Origin of the sequence: Ornithinimicrobium sediminis (genome assembly GCF_021272345.1) — a bacterium.
Taxonomy (GTDB): Bacteria; Actinomycetota; Actinomycetes; order Actinomycetales; family Dermatophilaceae; genus Ornithinicoccus; species Ornithinicoccus sediminis_B.
The window spans coordinates 81,161-96,250 of record NZ_JAJSDQ010000003.1; the positions used below are offsets into that span (position 1 = coordinate 81,161).

Here is a 15,090-nt window from a genome sequence, read left to right on the forward strand (position 1 = left end):
GGTCAGCGGAGGGTCACCTGGCGGCTGATGATGCCGTCGCGGGCTCGGCGCTCGTCGGGGGTGAGGGGCTCGTCCCGCGTGATCGCCTCCTCGTAACGCTGCTGCAGGGCGAGCAGCGCCTCCGTGTGGTCGGTCGGCGCGGTGTCGGCGGGCACCTCGAGCACGGGCACGAGAAGGCCAGCGGCGCGGAAGGCCCCCAGCAGCACGGTGCCTGCACCCAGGGTGTGCTGCCCGGCCGCCTGGAGCCGGGCCAGCGCGGTGACCGCGGCGTCCTCGTCGTCGCCGAGGATCCAGCGGATGTAGGTGCGCTCGCCCATCCGGCACCAGTAGGCGGACGGCAGCTCCTCGAGCCTGACCGTCGGCACGGCGGCGTCGTTGGTCTGCTCCAGGGCCGCCGCCACCTCGGGGGTCGCCTCGTCCTCCGCGACCCAGAACGAGAAGTCCTCGTGCACCGTGGGCTCGAGCCGCTGGTCGGGCGAGACCATGTCCTGCAACCGCGGGGTGCCCATCGTGGCCGGACGCACCGAGGTGACGGGAGAGCCTGGCTCGGCAGCGACCGCGACCAGCAGCGCCTGCGCGATGTCACGGCTCGCGTCCCCGCTGGACGTGCGCGACTGCAGGGCGACGAGCACCTCGCCGTCCGCGCGGTGCAGCGCCGGCATGGCGCCGGGCAGCACGGTGGCCAGCGTCACCTCCTGTGCGGCCCCCTCCGGCAGGGTGACCGTGATGCGCGCCGTCGCCGACGGGATGATCTCGCGCATCGCCACCCACTCGGTCTCATCGGCCAGGCCCTCGAAGGGCCGGGCGACGAACGGCGCGCGCTGCTGCGCCGGGTCGACGGTGGACGTGCCTGATGCGCGCTTGCGCCGAGAAGCCTTACCCATGGCGCAGGAGTCTACGTGCGTCGTTAGGGTCGGTCGGTATGACGGACGCCGGCTTCACCGACACGGTGCTGCACGAGGTGGTCGGGCCGATCGGACGGCTCACCCTCAACCGCCCCCACGCCATCAACGCCCTCGACGACGCGATGGTGGTGGCCGCGCTGCACCGGCTGGAGGCCTGGGCCCAGACACCCGAGGTCAGGGCGGTGTGGGTCGAGGGCGCGGGCGACAAGGGCCTGTGCGCCGGGGGTGACGTGCGGGCGCTGCGCTCGGCCGTCCGCGACGGTGACGCCCCGCGCGCGCTGGAGTTCTGGGCACACGAGTACGCCCTCAACGCCCTCGTCGCCGCCTACCCCAAGCCCTACGTGGCGTGGATGGACGGCGTCGTGATGGGCGGCGGTGTGGGCATCTCGGCGCACGGGTCGCACCGCATCGTCACCGAGCGCACCCGGCTCGCGATGCCCGAGACCGTCATCGGCTTCTTCCCGGATGTGGGCGGTCTGTGGTTCCTGGCCCGCGCCCCCGGTGAGCTCGGCACCCACGTCGCCCTCACCGGCCTGCCGGTCAACGGTGCCGACGCCGTGCTGCTGGGCCTGGCCGACGCGCTGGTGCCCTCGTCGGCCAAGGCCGCGGTCGAGGCCGACCTGGCCCGTGCCATGACCGCCGACGACCCGCGCGGCTGGCAGGTGCCGGCCGTGGCCGCCGACGACCTGCCCGGGCCGACCCTGGCCCAGCACCGTGGCTGGGTCGACGACTGCTACGGCAGCGACGACCCGGCCGAGATCATCGCCAGGCTGGCACGGCACCCCCACCCCGCAGCCCGCCGGACAGCGGCGCTGGTCGAGGAGCGCTCCCCGCACTCGGTAGCCATCACCCTGGAGGCACTGCGCCGGGCCAGGTCGATGAGCGTGCAGGAGGTGCTCGAGCAGGACCGCGTGCTGGGCCACGCCTTCGTGCGGCACCACGACTTCGACGAGGGCGTCCGGGCCCTGCTGGTCGACAAGGACAACGCCCCCCGCTGGGCGACCACCCATGTCGCGGACATCAGCCGCGACCAGGTGCTGGCCGCCTTCGTCACCCCGCCTGACCCTGGCCCGGCCGCCCCCCGGTGGTGACCTACTCGACCGCCGGGACAGGGTCCTGCCCTGCGGCCGGTTCCGGCCCTGACGCCGGGAGGAGCTCCCCGGCGGCCCGACCGCCGACGAGACGACGCCTGACCCGCAGCAGCATCGCCACCCCGGGCGCCGCCAGGGTCGCTCCCAGTGCCCCGGCCAGTGCGGCGCCGACGATCGTCGACCCGAGCGTCACGATCGGGTGGATGCTCAGGGCGTCGCTGGTCAGCTTGGTCAGCACCACCGTCTGCACGATGTTCTGCACCACGAGCACGACGACGAGCAGCACCAGCGTGGTCTGCAGGTCGGTCGACCCGAGCGCCACCAGGGTCGCGAACGCCCCGGACACGATGGCACCGAGGTAGGGGATGTAGGACGTCACCAGGGTCACCACCGCGATGGTGAACGCCAACGGCACGTCGAGCAGCCAGGCCGCCCCACCGATGAGCACGGCGGTGAGCAGGGCGGAGAGCGTGAGGCTGCCGAAGTACTGCCGGATCGAGGAGACCGCGTCGTCGATCACGCCGGCTCCGGTGACCTGCCCCAGGCCCAGGTGCGTGCCCACCCACGCGGTGAGCCGGTGCCAGTCCACCAGGATGTAGAAGAAGAGGAAGGCCCCGATCACCGAGCCGAGCAGGAAGGACGCCAGGCTCGAGAAGACCCCCGGCAGGTAGGACGCGACCCCGCCCCACGACTCGCCGACCAGCGCCGTGAGCTGCGTGCTCAGGGACTCCGCACCCCCCAGGTCCACGCCACGACCGGCCAGCCACCCCTCGATCGCCTCCAGGCCCGCCAGCAGCTGCGCCTGGACCTGGGCACCCTGTCCGAGGACGCCGGCGAACACCATCCACACCGACCCCAGCACCGTCGCGACCAGCCCCAGGAGCATGACGACGGCGCCGAGCTGACGCGGCAGCCCGCGGCGCTGGAGAGCGTCCACCGCGGGCACCAGGAGGGCACCGACCACCGCGGCGACGACCAGCGGCACGACCAGCCCCGACACCTGCGCCAGGAACGAGGTCACCGCGGCGGCGAGCAGGATGAGCCCCAGCGCCAGCCAGGCGCGCAGCCCCCAGCGGACGAGACCGGGGTTGCGTGCGTGCCGCCACGGGTCCGAGGGGCGCACCGGGTGCGCGGGCCTGCGCTGGCCTGCGCTCGACCCCGGTCGCTCGACCTCGCTCACGGGTGCCTCCTCTGTGCGCCTGCTGCCCCGAGCGTCTGCCTGCGCCGCGGGTGCGGCAATCCTAGGGCCGCGTCACGGGCGCAGGGCGAGAGCCGCGCGTGCCTGGGCCATCTCGTCCCAGGGGACGGTCCCGGTGTCGCGCTCCAGCGTGTCCTCCGGCCCCTTGCCGGCGAGCACCACCGTGTCCTCCGGTGCCGCCTGCGCCACGGCATACCGGATCGCCTCGACCCGGTCGCCGACCGAGACGAAGTTGTCGCGACCGGTCTCCCGGGCACCGCGCTCCATCTCTCGCAGGATGTCGTCGAGCGGGGTGTCGCGGTGGTCCTCCTCGGTGAAGACCACCCGGTCGGCCTGCCGGGTCGCGACCGCCCCCAGCGGGGCGCGCTTGGAAGGGTCACGCGGGCCGCCGGCGGACCCGAGCACCACCCACAGCAGGCCCTCGGTCGTGACCCGCACGGTGTCGAGCGCCTTCTCCAGGCTCGGCGGCGTGTGCGCGAAGTCGACGATCACCCGGGGCTGTCCTGGCGCACGCTCGACCATCTCCATGCGCCCGGGCACGCCCGCGAACGTGGCCAGCCCGGCGACCAGGGCCTCGACCGACAGGCCGGCCAGGTGGCCCGCGGCCAGGGCCGCCAGGGCGTTGGCGACGTTGAACCGTCCGATCATCGGCAGCACGGCGGTCGTCACGCCGTCAGGCGTGCGGAGCCGGAAGCGCAGGTCGTCGGGCCCTTCGACCACGTCGGTCGCCACCCAGTCGGCCTCGGCGCCCTCCGCGCTGTAGGTCGTGCGCTCGGGCGCGAGCGGCACCAGCCGGTCGAACCAGGCGTCGTCGACGTTGAGCACGGCGGCCCGGGCCCGGCGGACGAGCCGGGCCTTGGCATCGAAGTAGCCCTCCATGTCGCCGTGGAAGTCGAGGTGCTCACCGGTGAGGTTGGTCCAGACGGCCACGTCGTAGTCCACGGCCCGCACCCGGTCCAGCGCCAGGGCGTGGCTCGAGGTCTCGACCACCACTGCCTGGGCGGACTCACCGGCCATCTCGGCGAGGATCTGCTGCACCTGCGGCGCCTCGGGGGTGGTGAAGTGCTGCGGAGGCTGGCGGAGCACCCCGTCGGGCAGCTCGTAGCCGATCGTCGACAGCAGCCCGGTGCGCAGCCCGCCGGCCCGCAGCAGGTGCCGCGCCAGGCACGACGTGGTCGTCTTGCCGTCCGTGCCGGTGACCCCGACCACCGTCATCGCCCGGCTCGGGTGTCCCGCCACCTCCGCCGCCGCGTCCGCCAGCGCCTCCCGCGCGACCGGCACCTCGACATACGGCACCGGGCAGCCCACCCCGTCCGGAAGACCCTGCCCGAGCACGGCGACCGCCCCCCGCGCCACGGCGTCGTCGATGAAGGAGTGGCCGTCGAAGCGCGCCCCCGCGACCGCCACGAAGGCGTCCCCCGGCCGGACCCAGTCGGCCTGGTGGGTGACCCCCGTGACCTCGACGTCGGCCCCGTCACCGGACGGTGCGCTCAGGCGAAGGGCAGCAGCGAGGTCAGCCAGTCTCATGGGGGCCCAGCGTAGGCTCCCCGTCGCCCGGCCGGACAGCATGCCGCTCGGCATACGGTGTGCCACTGAGGTCGGCCGTGCCGGGGTCGGCGTGCTGGACCGCCTCGGTCATCTCGGTGATGACCTTGAGCACGAGCTCGAGCTCCTCGTCGGAGTAGGGGTCGAGGACCTTCACCATCTGCTCGGTCAGCGGCCGGAACATGCGGCGGCTGACCCCGGTGGCCTGCTCGCTCACGTCGAGCCTGACCCGGCGACGGTCCCGCTCGTCGGGGGTGCGCTCCAGGTGTCCGACCTTCTCCAGGCGGTCGACCAGGGCGGTCACGGCCGCGGCGGACAGGCTCATCTGCCGGGCGACGTCGCTGGGGCCCATCCTCTCCCCGCGCATCGCGGCCTGCGAGATCAGGTTCATCGCCGTGAGGTCGCTGCGGTGCAGACCGATGTGATGTCCGACACTGTCCCCGTACTGTTGCATCTGGCTCACCAGGGCGCGCACGGCGAAGGTGACACGGCGCACGGCATCCCGTCCGGGAGCGGACCCGGGTCCGAACGCCTGGTGCGGAGCAGTCACGATGTCCTTGTAACCTTTAGAAAGTCGAACCATTGAACCACCAGAGTAGCGCCGATAGGGAGATCTGTGTGAAACGTACAGCGAGCCGACCGGTGGACCCCTGCTGATGTCGCTGCCCACCGTCGCGGTCATCGGGGCCGGAGTCTCCGGCCTCACCGCCGCCCATCTGCTGAAGGACACCCACCACGTCACCCTCTACGAGGTGGAGCCGCGCCTCGGCGGACACGTGCACACCCACGACGTGCTCGACCCGGACGGCACACGGCACCCGGTCGACTCCGGCTTCATCGTGCACAACGACCGCACCTACCCGCTGCTGCGCCGGCTCTTCGCCGACCTCGGCATCGAGGTGCGGCCGACCGAGATGAGCATGAGCATCAGCTGTGGCGGCTGCGGCCTGGAGTTCGCCGGCGGTCGCGGCGCCAAGGGCATCCTGGCCAAGCCGCTGCAGCTGCGCGACCCCCGCTTCCTGCGGCTCCTCACCGACGTCACGCGGTTCAACAAGCGTGCCCAGGCCTACCTCGAGGAGAGCCCGGAGACCGACCTCACCCCCCTGGGCCAGTGGCTCACCGAGCGGGGCTTCGACGACTACTTCACCCAGCACTACGCCGTCGCCGTCGTGTCCTGCGTGTGGAGCTCGGGGCACGAGACCGCGCTGCGCTACCCCGCGCGCTACCTGTTCCGCTTCCTCGACCACCACGGTCTGCTCCGCATCGGCGGCAGCCCGCAGTGGTACACCGTGGTGGGTGGCTCCAGGACGTACGTCGAGGCGATCGCCGCGGCGCTGCCGGACGTGCGCACCGGGGACCCGGTCGTCGAGGTCTCCCGCGGTGAGCGGGTGCAGGTGCGGACCGCCGCCGGCGCGGTCGACACCTTCGACCGGGTCGTGGTCGCCACCCACGCCGACCAGGCCCTGGGCATGCTGGCCGACCCGACCCCGGAGGAGGAGCGGGTGCTCGGGGCGTTCGGCTACTCGCTCAACCGCACCGTGCTGCACACCGACTCCTCTCTCCTGCCCGCGGCCACCCGCGCGCGGGCGTCGTGGAACTACGCCATGAGCCACTGCGACGAGCAGGCCGGGGCCGCACGGGTGACCTACTGGATGAACCGGCTCCAGGGCCACGTGTCGGACCGGGACCTCCTGGTCACCCTCAACGCCGAGGAGCAGGTCGACCCGGCGACGGTGCTGGCGCGGATGGACTACACGCACCCGGTCTACACGCCGGAGTCCGTGGCGGCGCAGGGTGAGCTGGCCTCGCTCAACAGCGACACCACGGCCTACGCCGGGGCCTACCACGGCTGGGGCTTCCACGAGGACGGGTGCCGCTCCGGACACGCTGCCGCAGACTGGATCCGCGAGCGGGCGACGGCACCCACGCAGGTATGACGGCGGTCGAGCTGCCGACGCTGCCCGCCCTGGTCCCGGGCACCGTCCAGCACCAGCGCAAGGGGCCGGTCGACCACCGGCTACGCCACGAGGTGTACCAGTGGCTGGTCGACCTCGAGCACCTGCCCGTGCTCGAGGGTCCGCTGCGCGCCGCCGCGGGCTTCCGCGCCGAGGACCACCTCGGCGACCCGGCCCGCAGCATCCGCGACAACGTCATCGCCTTCGCCCGCACCCACGGGGTCGACCTGCCCGACGACACCCGGGTGGTGATGCTGGCCAACGCCAGGGTGCTGGGCTACGTCTTCAACCCGCTCAGCGTCCACTGGTGCCTGGACCGCACGACGGGGCGGGTGCGCTGCGTCGTGGCCGAGGTGCACAACACCTACGGCGAGCGCCACGCCTACCTGCTGCGCACCGACGAGCGCGGGACGGCCGACACCGACAAGGCGTTCTACGTCTCCCCGTTCTACGACGTCAGCGGAAGATATCGACTGACGTTCCGGTTGTCACCCTCACGGGTCGCCGTGACGGTGAACCTGCACCGCGACGGTGACACGAGGAGCAGGCCGGACTTCACGGCCTCGTTCCACGGGACACCGGAGGCGGTGACCCGCAGGCGGCTGGTGGGCCAGGTGGCCCGTCGACCGCTGATGTCCCAACAGGTCAGCCTGCTGATCAAGGCCCACGGCATCTGGCTGTGGGCCCGTCGCCTGCCCCTGCAGCCCCGCCGTCCGCACCAGCCTCCCGAAGGGGTCGTGATGACTCAGTCCCAGACCGCAGCCACCGCCACCGACGACCCCGGCGAGGTCATGCCGGCCGTCCGGGAGGGCGGCCCACGCGCCGCCATCGCCCGACGCCTCTTCACGTATGCCGAGCAGCGCGTCCGGGGCCGGGTGCTGTGGCCGGACGGCTCGCTCACCGGAGGTGGAGGCCCGGAGTCGCCGGTCTTCGAGCTGGTGCGACCCGAGCAGTTCTTCGCCCGGGTGGCCAAGGACTTCAAGATCGGCTTCGGCGAGGCCTACATGGCCGGGGACTGGCGACCGGCTGCGGGACACGACCTCGCGGACGTCCTCGAGCCGTGGGCGGAGCGCCTGACCGACCTGGTGCCGCAGCCCCTGCAGCGATTCCGCAGGCTGGTCGACCTGTCGGCCCCCCGGCAGCGCCGCAACGACCCGGACGGCGCCCGCTCCAACATCGAGGCGCACTACGACCTGTCCAACGAGCTGTTCAGCCGCTTCCTCGACCCGTCGCTGACCTACTCCGCGGCCCTCTTCGCCCAGGACGGCGCACCGTTCAGCGGCGACCTCGAAAAGGCGCAGCACCGCAAGATCGACTCCATCCTCGACATGGCCGGGGTCGGCGAGGGCACCCGCATGCTCGAGATCGGGTCGGGCTGGGGCTCCCTGCTGCTGCGCGCGGCCGAGCGTGGCGCGCAGGTCACCAGCATCACCCTCAGCTCCGAGCAGCTCGCCCTGGCGACCGAGCGGGTCCGGCAGGCAGGCCTGTCCGACCACGTCGAGGTGCGTCTGCAGGACTACCGGGACGTCCGTGGCAAGTTCGACGCCGTCGTCAGCGTCGAGATGATCGAGGCCGTCGGGGAGGAGTACTGGCCGACCTACTTCCAGACCATCGACACGCTGCTGGCCCCCGGCGGCACCGCGGCCATCCAGGCCATCACCATCGGGCACGAGCGGATGCTGGAGACCCGCCGGTCGCACTCATGGATCCTGAAGTACATCTTCCCCGGCGGGTTGCTGCCCTCGCTGCGTGCCATCGACGAGGTGCTGGCGGAGCACACCCGGCTCCGGGTCACGCACGACCTGGCCTTCGGCCACCACTACGCCGAGACGCTGCACCGCTGGCGCACCCGCTTCGACGACAACTGGGACGAGATCAGCCGGCACGGCTTCGACGAGCGCTTCCGCCGGATGTGGGAGTTCTACCTCGGCTACTGCGAGGCGGGCTTCCGGGTCGACTACATCGACGTGCACCAGCTGCAGATGCGCCGCTCCTGACGTCGGCTCGGGTGCACCTCGGCCCGTCAGCGGCGGCGCAGGAGCACGACCGTGTCGAGCGCGGGCCGGTCGGCGTCGGCGACGTGGCGCTCCCTGACCTCGGACAGCTCGGTGTCCACGGGCAGGTCCTGGGTCACGGCAGCGACCTCGGCCGGGTCGAAGAGCACGCTGCGCTCCTGCGGGCCTCCGACGCCGTGCTCCAGGTTGCGCCCGGCATGCCCGATGAGCAGCACCGCACCGCCGGGACGGGTGCGCTCGACGGCCCCTCGCACCGCCTGCGCCCACTCCTGCGGCCCCAGGTGGAGGTAGCAGTGCAGCACCAGGTCGTAGGCCGACCGCTCGGAGTCGGGCACGGAGGCGGCAGCGTCGGCGACCCAGGCCGTCAGCCGGCCGCCGACGCTGTCGGCACGGTCCCGGGCCCACTCCCTGATCCGGTCGACGGCCACCCGCGAGAAGTCGGTCGCGTCGACCCGCCATCCCTGCTCGGCGAGCCAGACGGCGTTGCGACCCTCACCGGCGCCGACGTCCAGCGCCCGGCCCACGGGCAGGGTGGGGACGATCTCGGCGACCCACTGGTTGGGTGTGGCGGACCAGATCCGGTCCGCGGCCGCATACCGCTCGTCCCAGCTCGAGGCATCCATGGCTCCGACGCTCTCACACCAGGGACGAGGGGCCCTCGGGCCAGGGGTGGGTCAGCGCCCCATCAGACGGGAGAGGAAGCCGCCCTGAGGGGCGGTCTCGACGTGACCGGCGCAACGGTTGCCCGCAGGCACGCTGCGCATGACCTGGTCGACGTGCTGGCCGCACCCGGCCCAGGTCGTCTTGCCACAGGTCCTGCAGCTCACGGGACGGCACATGGTTGATCTCCTTCGGACGAGGTCTGGTGTGACGAGTATACCCCCAGGGGTATCTAGCTGCGCAACACCCGGACGACGACCACGTCCAGCGCGTCGTGGAGGGCCTGCGGCCGCGCGCCGAGCGCCAGCTGGTCACGCACCACCGAGGGGGCCAGAGCCGCCAGCAGGAGGTCGGCCCAGTAGTGCGGGTCGGGGACGCGCGCAGACCCCAGGGCGGAGCAGAGAGCACGCAGGTGGAGGTGCCAGACCGCGTGCGGGCCCGTCCTGCGGCCTTCCTGGCGCTCGACGGCCAGGAGCAGCTCGAGGTTGGCCAGGGTGCGGTCGAGCAGCGCGTGGATGAAGGCGCGGATCCGCTCGGCCGGGTCCACCGGCTCGCCCGACCCTGGGCCCAGAGGGGCAGGGCCGGAGAGGAAGGCCTGCTGGAACTGCCGCTCCCCCTCGTCCAGCACGGCCAGCAGCAGTCCCTGACGGTCACCGAACCGGCGGTAGAGCGTGCCGACCCCGACCCCGGCCCGGCGGGCGACCGCCTGCATCGAGACCTCGTCGGGGTCGTCGGCCATCAGCGAGGTCGCCGCCTCGAGGATGGCGGCCCGGTTGCGCGCCGCGTCGGCCCGCACCCCTCGGGACAGCCCCATGAGGGAGACGGGCTGCGGCTCGCTGGGCATCGCGGACTCCTCGTGAGGACGACGGTCCGCTCACTGTAGCGAGCCACGGTGGCAGCCCTGCGGGTCACGGGCGGACGGACACCGGACCGTCCGGACGTGGCAGACTCGGGCCATGAGCCACCGAGACCTGCCCCGCGACGAGCTCCACGCCCAAGGGATGGTCGAGGTGGTCGTCGAGATCCCCCAGGGCCGGCACAGCAAGTTCGAGGAGGACGACGACGGCCGCATCTGGTTCGACCGGCGCATCGGCGGCCCTGCGGGCTTCCCGGGGGAGTACGGCTACGTCGTCGGTGCCGGCGGTGAGGACGGGGACGCCCTCGACGCGCTGGTGCTCATGCCCGAGGCGACCTTCCCGGGGGTGCACATGATCGCCCGGGTCATCGGGGCCTTCCTGCTCTCGATCGGCGACCGGCGTGAGACCAAGCTCATCTGCGTCGCCGTCAACGACAGCTCCAGCGACCACCTGAAGGACCTGGGCGACCTGCCGTCCGCACAGGTCGACGAGCTGGTCGCCTTCTTCGAGGCCTACCGCATGCTCGAGCCCGGCACGATCGAGGTGCTCGAGCGCCAGGGGCGCGACCAGGCTCTGACGATGGTCCCCGGCTCCGGCCACTGAGCACGGCGCTGCCGCCCGAGGGCCCTACCGGTCGGAGGACGGCTTCCACAGGTTGACCCCGGCCTCGACGGCGTGCTGGTCGATCCTCGTCAGCTCCTCGGAGGTGAAGCCCAGGTTGTCCAGGGCCCCCAGACTGTTGTCGAGCTGGCTCACGCTGCTGGCACCGACCAGCACCGAGGTCACCCGGTCGTCGCGCAGGGCCCAGGCCAGCGCCATCTGGGCCAGCGTCTGTCCGCGCCCGCGCGCGATCTCGTCGAGCGCGCGCACGTGCGCCAGCGAGCGCTCGTCGAGCAGGTCGGGGTCCAGTGACTTCCCCTGCGAGGCGCGGGAGCCCTCGGGTATGCCGTCGAGGTACTTGTCCGTGAGCATCCCCTGCGCCAGCGGGGAGAAGGCGATGCAGCCGACGCCGGTCTCACCCAGCACGTCGAGCAGGTCCTCCTCGACCCAGCGGTTGAGCATCGAGTAGGACGGCTGGTGGATCAGCAGCGGGGTGCCCATGGACCGCAGCACCTCGACCGCCTCCCGGGTGCGCGCGCCGGAGTAGCTGGAGATGCCGGCATACAGCGCCTTGCCCTGGCGGACGGCGGTGTCCAGCGCCCCCATCGTCTCCTCCAGCGGCGTCGTGTCGTCGAAGCGGTGGCTGTAGAAGATGTCCACGTAGTCGACGCCCATCCGGGCCAGTGACTGGTCCAGGGAGGCCAGGACGTACTTGCGGGACCCGCCGCCCTGTCCGTAGGGACCGGGCCACATGTCGTAGCCGGCCTTGCTGCTGAGGACGAGCTCGTCGCGGTGGCGGCGGAAGTCCTGGGCGTAGAGGGTGCCGAAGTTGCGCTCGGCCGCCCCGTAGGGCGGGCCGTAGTTGTTGGCCAGGTCGAAGTGGGTGACCCCGCGGTCGAAGGCCCTGCGCAGGATCGCCCGCTGGCGCTCCAGCGGCACGTCGTCGCCGAAGTTGTGCCACAGGCCGAGCGAGACGGCCGGCAGGTCGAGACCGCTGCGCCCGGTGCGGCGGTAGGTCATGGCGTCGTAGCGCCCGGGGTCGGCCTGGTAGTCGTCGGCGTGGAGTGTCATGGGCCCATCATGCCGGTGCGTCCGAGGCCTCCGATACCGGCCAGGCGCTCATGCCGAGAGGTCGATGGTGCCGCTGACCCGCACCTGCGCCGCACCGCCGACCCACAGCTCGCCCCCCTCGGTCGCGACCTGCACGCGGCCGTGCCTGCCCAGGGCGGTCCCCTGGGCGGCGACGTAGGCCGGGGGGAGCAGTCCCTCGCCCGTCAGCCACATCGCCAGGCCGGCGTTGAGACTGCCGGTGACCGGGTCCTCGGGGATGCCGAGGTCGGGGCAGAAGGCACGCACCTCCACGTCGGCCGGACCTCCCGGGCCGTGCCGTCCGATGACACCGACCTCGGTGCCTCCCAGCGCGGCCACGGCCGCGAAGTCAGGCCGCAGGTCGAGCACCGTCTGCGCGTCCGGCAGCAGGACCCCCAGCCAGTGCGGGCCGTTGTCCACCCAGCTCATCGCCAGGACGTCGGTGTCGGCCAGCCCGAGCGCCCGCAGCACCCGGGTGCGCAGCTCGTCGGCCGGCGGGCCGGAGCGCACCAGGGGCGGCGCCGCGAAGGCCAGGGTGTCCTGCGCGCGGCGCACCCGCACCAGGCCGGCTCCGCACTCCTGGACGAGGAGCTCGGGGTCGGCCGGCGCACCTCCCGCCTCGAGCCAGGCACGGGCACTGCCCAGGGTCGGGTGCCCGGCGAACGGCAGCTCCCCGCCCGGGGTGAAGATCCGCAGCCGGTAGTCGGCGCCGGGGTCCGTGGGGGGCAGCAGGAAGGTGGTCTCCGACAGGTTGGTCCACCGCGCGACGGCGGCCATGTGCTCGTCGGAGAGCGTGTCGTCGTCGGCCAGGTGCACGACGGCCACCGGGTTGCCGCCGAAGGGCCGGGTGGAGAAGACGTCGACCTGGGTGAAGGCGTGCGTGCTCACGGTCCGACCGTAGCGTGCAGCCGTCGTCCGGGGCCGGCTCAGGTCGCGAGGTGCGCGGGGGGCCCGGCCACGACCCAACGGCCCGCCTGCTGCTCGAAGGCGACCCGCACCGACTCCAGCGGCAGGAGCTCCCCGTGCCGCACGCCGCACACGGCCGCAGTCACGGTTGCCGTCCCCGGGCCTTCCTCGGTGCTGACCCTCAGGACGCCGACGACGGTGTCACCGCGCGGGTCCAGCCCGGCGAGCTCGACAGGGCCGACGAGCCGGGCCGGCGGGCCTCCCCCCGAGACGGCAGAGGCCTCGGCGAGCGCCGCGGCGTCGGCCTCGAGCCCTTCCTCGGCGAGGCGCACCAGGGAGCCCGCTGCGGTCTGCTCGACCGCCAGAGGCAGGTCCGCCAGCCGGACCGGTCCGCTCCCACCCGGCAGCGGGGCGCCGGCGAGGACGGACCGCAGGACGATGGCCTGCGGCCCGTCGCTCGCACCGATGACCTCAGTCACCGTCGCCGCCCAGGGCGTCGACCTCGTCGAGGTCCAGGGGCGGCGGAGCCTCCCCGGGGACGGCCCCGACCGCCGACCCGGTGCCGGCGTCGGCGCCCTGCTCGGACGGTGCCGGCGCCGCGTCGCCGGCACCGAGCTCTTCGGAGCCCCCGAGGGCGGTGTCCGGCGCCGGGGCCTCACCACCGCCGCCGGAGAGCCCGGCGGCCTCACCCCCCTGCTGGGGGTCGGGCTCGGGCGGCTCGCTCGACTCGCCGAGCTGGCCGGCCCCGAAGGCGTCGTCAGGTGCCGGGGCCTGGTCGGAGGCGCCGCCCAGCGACGCACCGCCCTGGTCCCCGAGGTTGATGTTGATCGTCACGTCGGCCACGGCTGGCCCTCCTCGCTCGTCGTGTCCCAGCACATCACAGGTAGACCGCGATGATCTTGCTGTCCGCGGCGTCGGTGGTCACCGACACGGACTTGCCGCTGTCGCGGGCCGCGGTGAGCACCAGGTGGGTGTTGGTGTGCCCGTCGGTGCTGGTGCCGTTGACCTGGCGCCAGCCCCCCGGGGTGTTGAGCCAGGCCCAGGCGTTCTTGCTGTGCGGCGTGCTGTAGATGCGGCCGATGGTGGTGTTGTAGGCAGCCATGGTGGGTGTTCTCCTCGTGCGTGGGGTGGTGGTTCAGAAGTAGACGGAGGTGATCTCGGTGCCGGTGACGAGCATCGTCGCCGGCTTGTCGGAGGCGCGGGCCTGGACCAGCGCCGCGAAGGTGTTGGTCACGCCGTCGGTGGAGGTGGGGGCGACCTTGCGCCAGCCGACCCCGGTCGGGTATGCCCAGGCGTTCTTCGAGTGCGGCGTGGTGTAGACCCTGGCCAGGGTCTTGGTCATCCACTGCTGCGCGCCGTAGATGGACTGGATGCCGTCGATGTCGTCCTGGTGCAGGAACCGGTGAGGCCCCCCGTAGTAGGGGTACATCAGCGCCCCCGACACCGTGGAGTGCGCCAGGCCCAGGGCGTGGCCGAACTCGTGGGCTGCCACCGTGTAGAGGTCGATGCCCGTGGCCGGCAGGCTGACCGTCCACGTCTCGGCCTCGTCGAAGTGGGTGTCGCCCGCGATGTCGCCGCCGTTGGGCGGTGGGTAGTAGGCATGCGCCAGCACCCCACCCGGTCCGTCGAACGGGCTGCCGTCGCCGTGGTTGCCGGCGGCGAAGCGGATGCGGATCTCGGGGTTGCTGGCGTTCGGGATCTCGCCGAAGGTCAGCGGGGTCACCGCCGCCCAGTAGCCGAAGGCCGTCGAGACCGCCGCCCGCACCTGGGCCTGGCTCAGGTCCGGGGTGAACTCCACAAAGCCGTAGCGCAGCGTCGTGGTGCTCCACTTGTTGCCCTGGGCGACGAACTCCGCCGAGACCGGCTCTGCGGTGTCGGGGAACCCGCAGCGCGGCTTCGTCATCAGGTCGCGGGTCGCCTTGTTGAGCTTGCCCGTGACCGGCAGGTCGTAGTGCTCCTGGAAGGTGCGCAGCGCCTCCTCGGTCCGGTCGTCGAAGGTGCCGTGCTCGGGCTCCTCCTGTGCCATCGCGTGGTCCACGCCGAACTCGTCCAGGACCGGCGACTCGAGATAGCCGAACTGCGACAGGTAGTTCTGCAGCCGTTCGACATCCGCGCCCGTGTCCCCCTTCTTCAAGCCGGTCGACTTCGGGACCAGCTCGTCCTGTGTCGTCATCGTGCCTCCTAGCGGCCCCGGCAGGTGCCGGGCCGGTGTGTGAGCCGCCCGTGGCGGACGTCCGCCGGGTGGGTGCCCGGCCGTGACGTGGACGCT

16 protein-coding genes are annotated in these 15,090 nt (G+C 72.7%); 4 read left to right on the forward strand and 12 right to left on the reverse strand.

The features are described 5' to 3' along the window. Positions 1-2 precede the first annotated feature (2 nt). The gene (locus LVO85_RS08180) at positions 3-884 is read right to left on the reverse strand and encodes a DUF5926 family protein (RefSeq protein WP_232746932.1); all 882 of its coding nucleotides are present in this window, start codon (positions 882-884) and stop codon (positions 3-5) included. A gap of 38 nt (positions 885-922) precedes the next feature. Between LVO85_RS08180 and LVO85_RS08185 the strand changes: the two genes are divergently transcribed. Further along, on the forward strand, positions 923-1,996 hold the full coding sequence (locus LVO85_RS08185) for an enoyl-CoA hydratase/isomerase family protein (RefSeq protein ID WP_232746933.1): 1,074 nt from the start codon (positions 923-925) through the stop codon (positions 1,994-1,996). A gap of 1 nt (position 1,997) precedes the next feature. On the opposite strand, the gene LVO85_RS08190 is transcribed toward LVO85_RS08185, so the two are convergent. The 3 genes from LVO85_RS08190 to LVO85_RS08200 all read right to left on the reverse strand — a co-directional run bounded on the left by LVO85_RS08190 (position 1,998) and on the right by LVO85_RS08200 (position 5,289). Further along, on the reverse strand, positions 1,998-3,176 hold the full coding sequence (locus tag LVO85_RS08190; protein WP_232746934.1) for an AI-2E family transporter: 1,179 nt from the start codon (positions 3,174-3,176) through the stop codon (positions 1,998-2,000). Between the two features lie 72 nt (positions 3,177-3,248). Further along, complete coding sequence (locus LVO85_RS08195; RefSeq protein WP_232746935.1) at positions 3,249-4,721, reverse strand: UDP-N-acetylmuramoyl-L-alanyl-D-glutamate--2,6-diaminopimelate ligase; 1,473 nt, start codon at positions 4,719-4,721, stop codon at positions 3,249-3,251. After that, on the reverse strand, positions 4,708-5,289 hold the full coding sequence (locus LVO85_RS08200) for a MarR family winged helix-turn-helix transcriptional regulator (RefSeq protein ID WP_232746936.1): 582 nt from the start codon (positions 5,287-5,289) through the stop codon (positions 4,708-4,710). The genes LVO85_RS08195 and LVO85_RS08200 overlap by 14 nt, the downstream gene beginning before the upstream one ends. Before the next feature lie 106 nt (positions 5,290-5,395). Between LVO85_RS08200 and LVO85_RS08205 the strand changes: the two genes are divergently transcribed. Then, positions 5,396-6,676: an NAD(P)/FAD-dependent oxidoreductase gene (locus LVO85_RS08205; RefSeq protein WP_232746937.1), complete on the forward strand. Its 1,281-nt coding sequence runs from the start codon at positions 5,396-5,398 to the stop codon at positions 6,674-6,676. Further along, on the forward strand, positions 6,673-8,691 hold the full coding sequence (locus LVO85_RS08210; protein ID WP_232746938.1) for a DUF1365 family protein: 2,019 nt from the start codon (positions 6,673-6,675) through the stop codon (positions 8,689-8,691). Before LVO85_RS08205 ends, LVO85_RS08210 begins: the two co-directional genes overlap by 4 nt. A gap of 26 nt (positions 8,692-8,717) precedes the next feature. Here LVO85_RS08210 and LVO85_RS08215 read toward each other — a convergent pair whose 3' ends face one another. Then, the gene (locus LVO85_RS08215) at positions 8,718-9,332 is read right to left on the reverse strand and encodes a class I SAM-dependent methyltransferase (RefSeq protein ID WP_232746939.1); all 615 of its coding nucleotides are present in this window, start codon (positions 9,330-9,332) and stop codon (positions 8,718-8,720) included. A 269-nt stretch (positions 9,333-9,601) separates the two neighbouring features. Beyond that, positions 9,602-10,213, reverse strand: a complete 612-nt coding sequence (locus tag LVO85_RS08220) for a TetR/AcrR family transcriptional regulator (RefSeq protein ID WP_232746940.1) — start codon at positions 10,211-10,213, stop codon at positions 9,602-9,604. A gap of 112 nt (positions 10,214-10,325) precedes the next feature. Between LVO85_RS08220 and LVO85_RS08225 the strand changes: the two genes are divergently transcribed. Further along, entirely contained in the window at positions 10,326-10,829 is a 504-nt protein-coding gene (locus LVO85_RS08225) for an inorganic diphosphatase (RefSeq protein WP_232746941.1), read from the forward strand. 24 nt (positions 10,830-10,853) lie between these two features. Here LVO85_RS08225 and mgrA read toward each other — a convergent pair whose 3' ends face one another. The 6 genes from mgrA to LVO85_RS08255 are packed head-to-tail and all read right to left on the reverse strand — an operon-like array spanning position 10,854 to position 14,994. After that, positions 10,854-11,897 (reverse strand): L-glyceraldehyde 3-phosphate reductase, encoded by a 1,044-nt coding sequence (mgrA, locus tag LVO85_RS08230; RefSeq protein ID WP_232746942.1) that lies wholly within the window; start codon positions 11,895-11,897, stop codon positions 10,854-10,856. A gap of 48 nt (positions 11,898-11,945) precedes the next feature. Then, complete coding sequence (locus LVO85_RS08235; RefSeq protein WP_232746943.1) at positions 11,946-12,803, reverse strand: PhzF family phenazine biosynthesis protein; 858 nt, start codon at positions 12,801-12,803, stop codon at positions 11,946-11,948. A 38-nt stretch (positions 12,804-12,841) separates the two neighbouring features. Next, complete coding sequence (locus tag LVO85_RS08240) at positions 12,842-13,300, reverse strand: hypothetical protein (protein WP_232746944.1); 459 nt, start codon at positions 13,298-13,300, stop codon at positions 12,842-12,844. Beyond that, a complete protein-coding gene (locus LVO85_RS08245) occupies positions 13,293-13,664 on the reverse strand; it encodes a hypothetical protein (protein WP_232746945.1) in 372 nt (123 codons plus the stop codon). The genes LVO85_RS08240 and LVO85_RS08245 overlap by 8 nt, the downstream gene beginning before the upstream one ends. Positions 13,665-13,698: 34 nt before the next feature. Further along, the gene (locus LVO85_RS08250) at positions 13,699-13,923 is read right to left on the reverse strand and encodes a hypothetical protein (RefSeq protein WP_232746946.1); all 225 of its coding nucleotides are present in this window, start codon (positions 13,921-13,923) and stop codon (positions 13,699-13,701) included. 33 nt (positions 13,924-13,956) lie between these two features. After that, a complete protein-coding gene (locus tag LVO85_RS08255; RefSeq protein WP_232746947.1) occupies positions 13,957-14,994 on the reverse strand; it encodes a matrixin family metalloprotease in 1,038 nt (345 codons plus the stop codon). Positions 14,995-15,090 lie beyond the last annotated feature (96 nt).

Excerpts from the sequence above, each read along its gene's own strand:
- LVO85_RS08250 (WP_232746946.1), bottom strand. The coding sequence starts at position 13,923 with ATGGCTGCCTACAACACCACCATCGGCCGCATCTACAGCACGCCGCAC.
- LVO85_RS08205 (WP_232746937.1), top strand. The coding sequence starts at position 5,396 with ATGTCGCTGCCCACCGTCGCGGTCATCGGGGCCGGAGTCTCCGGCCTC.
- LVO85_RS08215 (WP_232746939.1), bottom strand. The coding sequence starts at position 9,332 with ATGGATGCCTCGAGCTGGGACGAGCGGTATGCGGCCGCGGACCGGATC.
- LVO85_RS08185 (WP_232746933.1), top strand. The coding sequence starts at position 923 with ATGACGGACGCCGGCTTCACCGACACGGTGCTGCACGAGGTGGTCGGG.
- LVO85_RS08225 (WP_232746941.1), top strand. The coding sequence starts at position 10,326 with ATGAGCCACCGAGACCTGCCCCGCGACGAGCTCCACGCCCAAGGGATG.
- LVO85_RS08255 (WP_232746947.1), bottom strand. The coding sequence starts at position 14,994 with ATGACGACACAGGACGAGCTGGTCCCGAAGTCGACCGGCTTGAAGAAG.
- mgrA (WP_232746942.1), bottom strand. The coding sequence starts at position 11,897 with ATGACACTCCACGCCGACGACTACCAGGCCGACCCCGGGCGCTACGAC.
- LVO85_RS08220 (WP_232746940.1), bottom strand. The coding sequence starts at position 10,213 with ATGCCCAGCGAGCCGCAGCCCGTCTCCCTCATGGGGCTGTCCCGAGGG.
- LVO85_RS08180 (WP_232746932.1), bottom strand. The coding sequence starts at position 884 with ATGGGTAAGGCTTCTCGGCGCAAGCGCGCATCAGGCACGTCCACCGTC.
- LVO85_RS08195 (WP_232746935.1), bottom strand. The coding sequence starts at position 4,721 with ATGAGACTGGCTGACCTCGCTGCTGCCCTTCGCCTGAGCGCACCGTCC.
- LVO85_RS08210 (WP_232746938.1), top strand. The coding sequence starts at position 6,673 with ATGACGGCGGTCGAGCTGCCGACGCTGCCCGCCCTGGTCCCGGGCACC.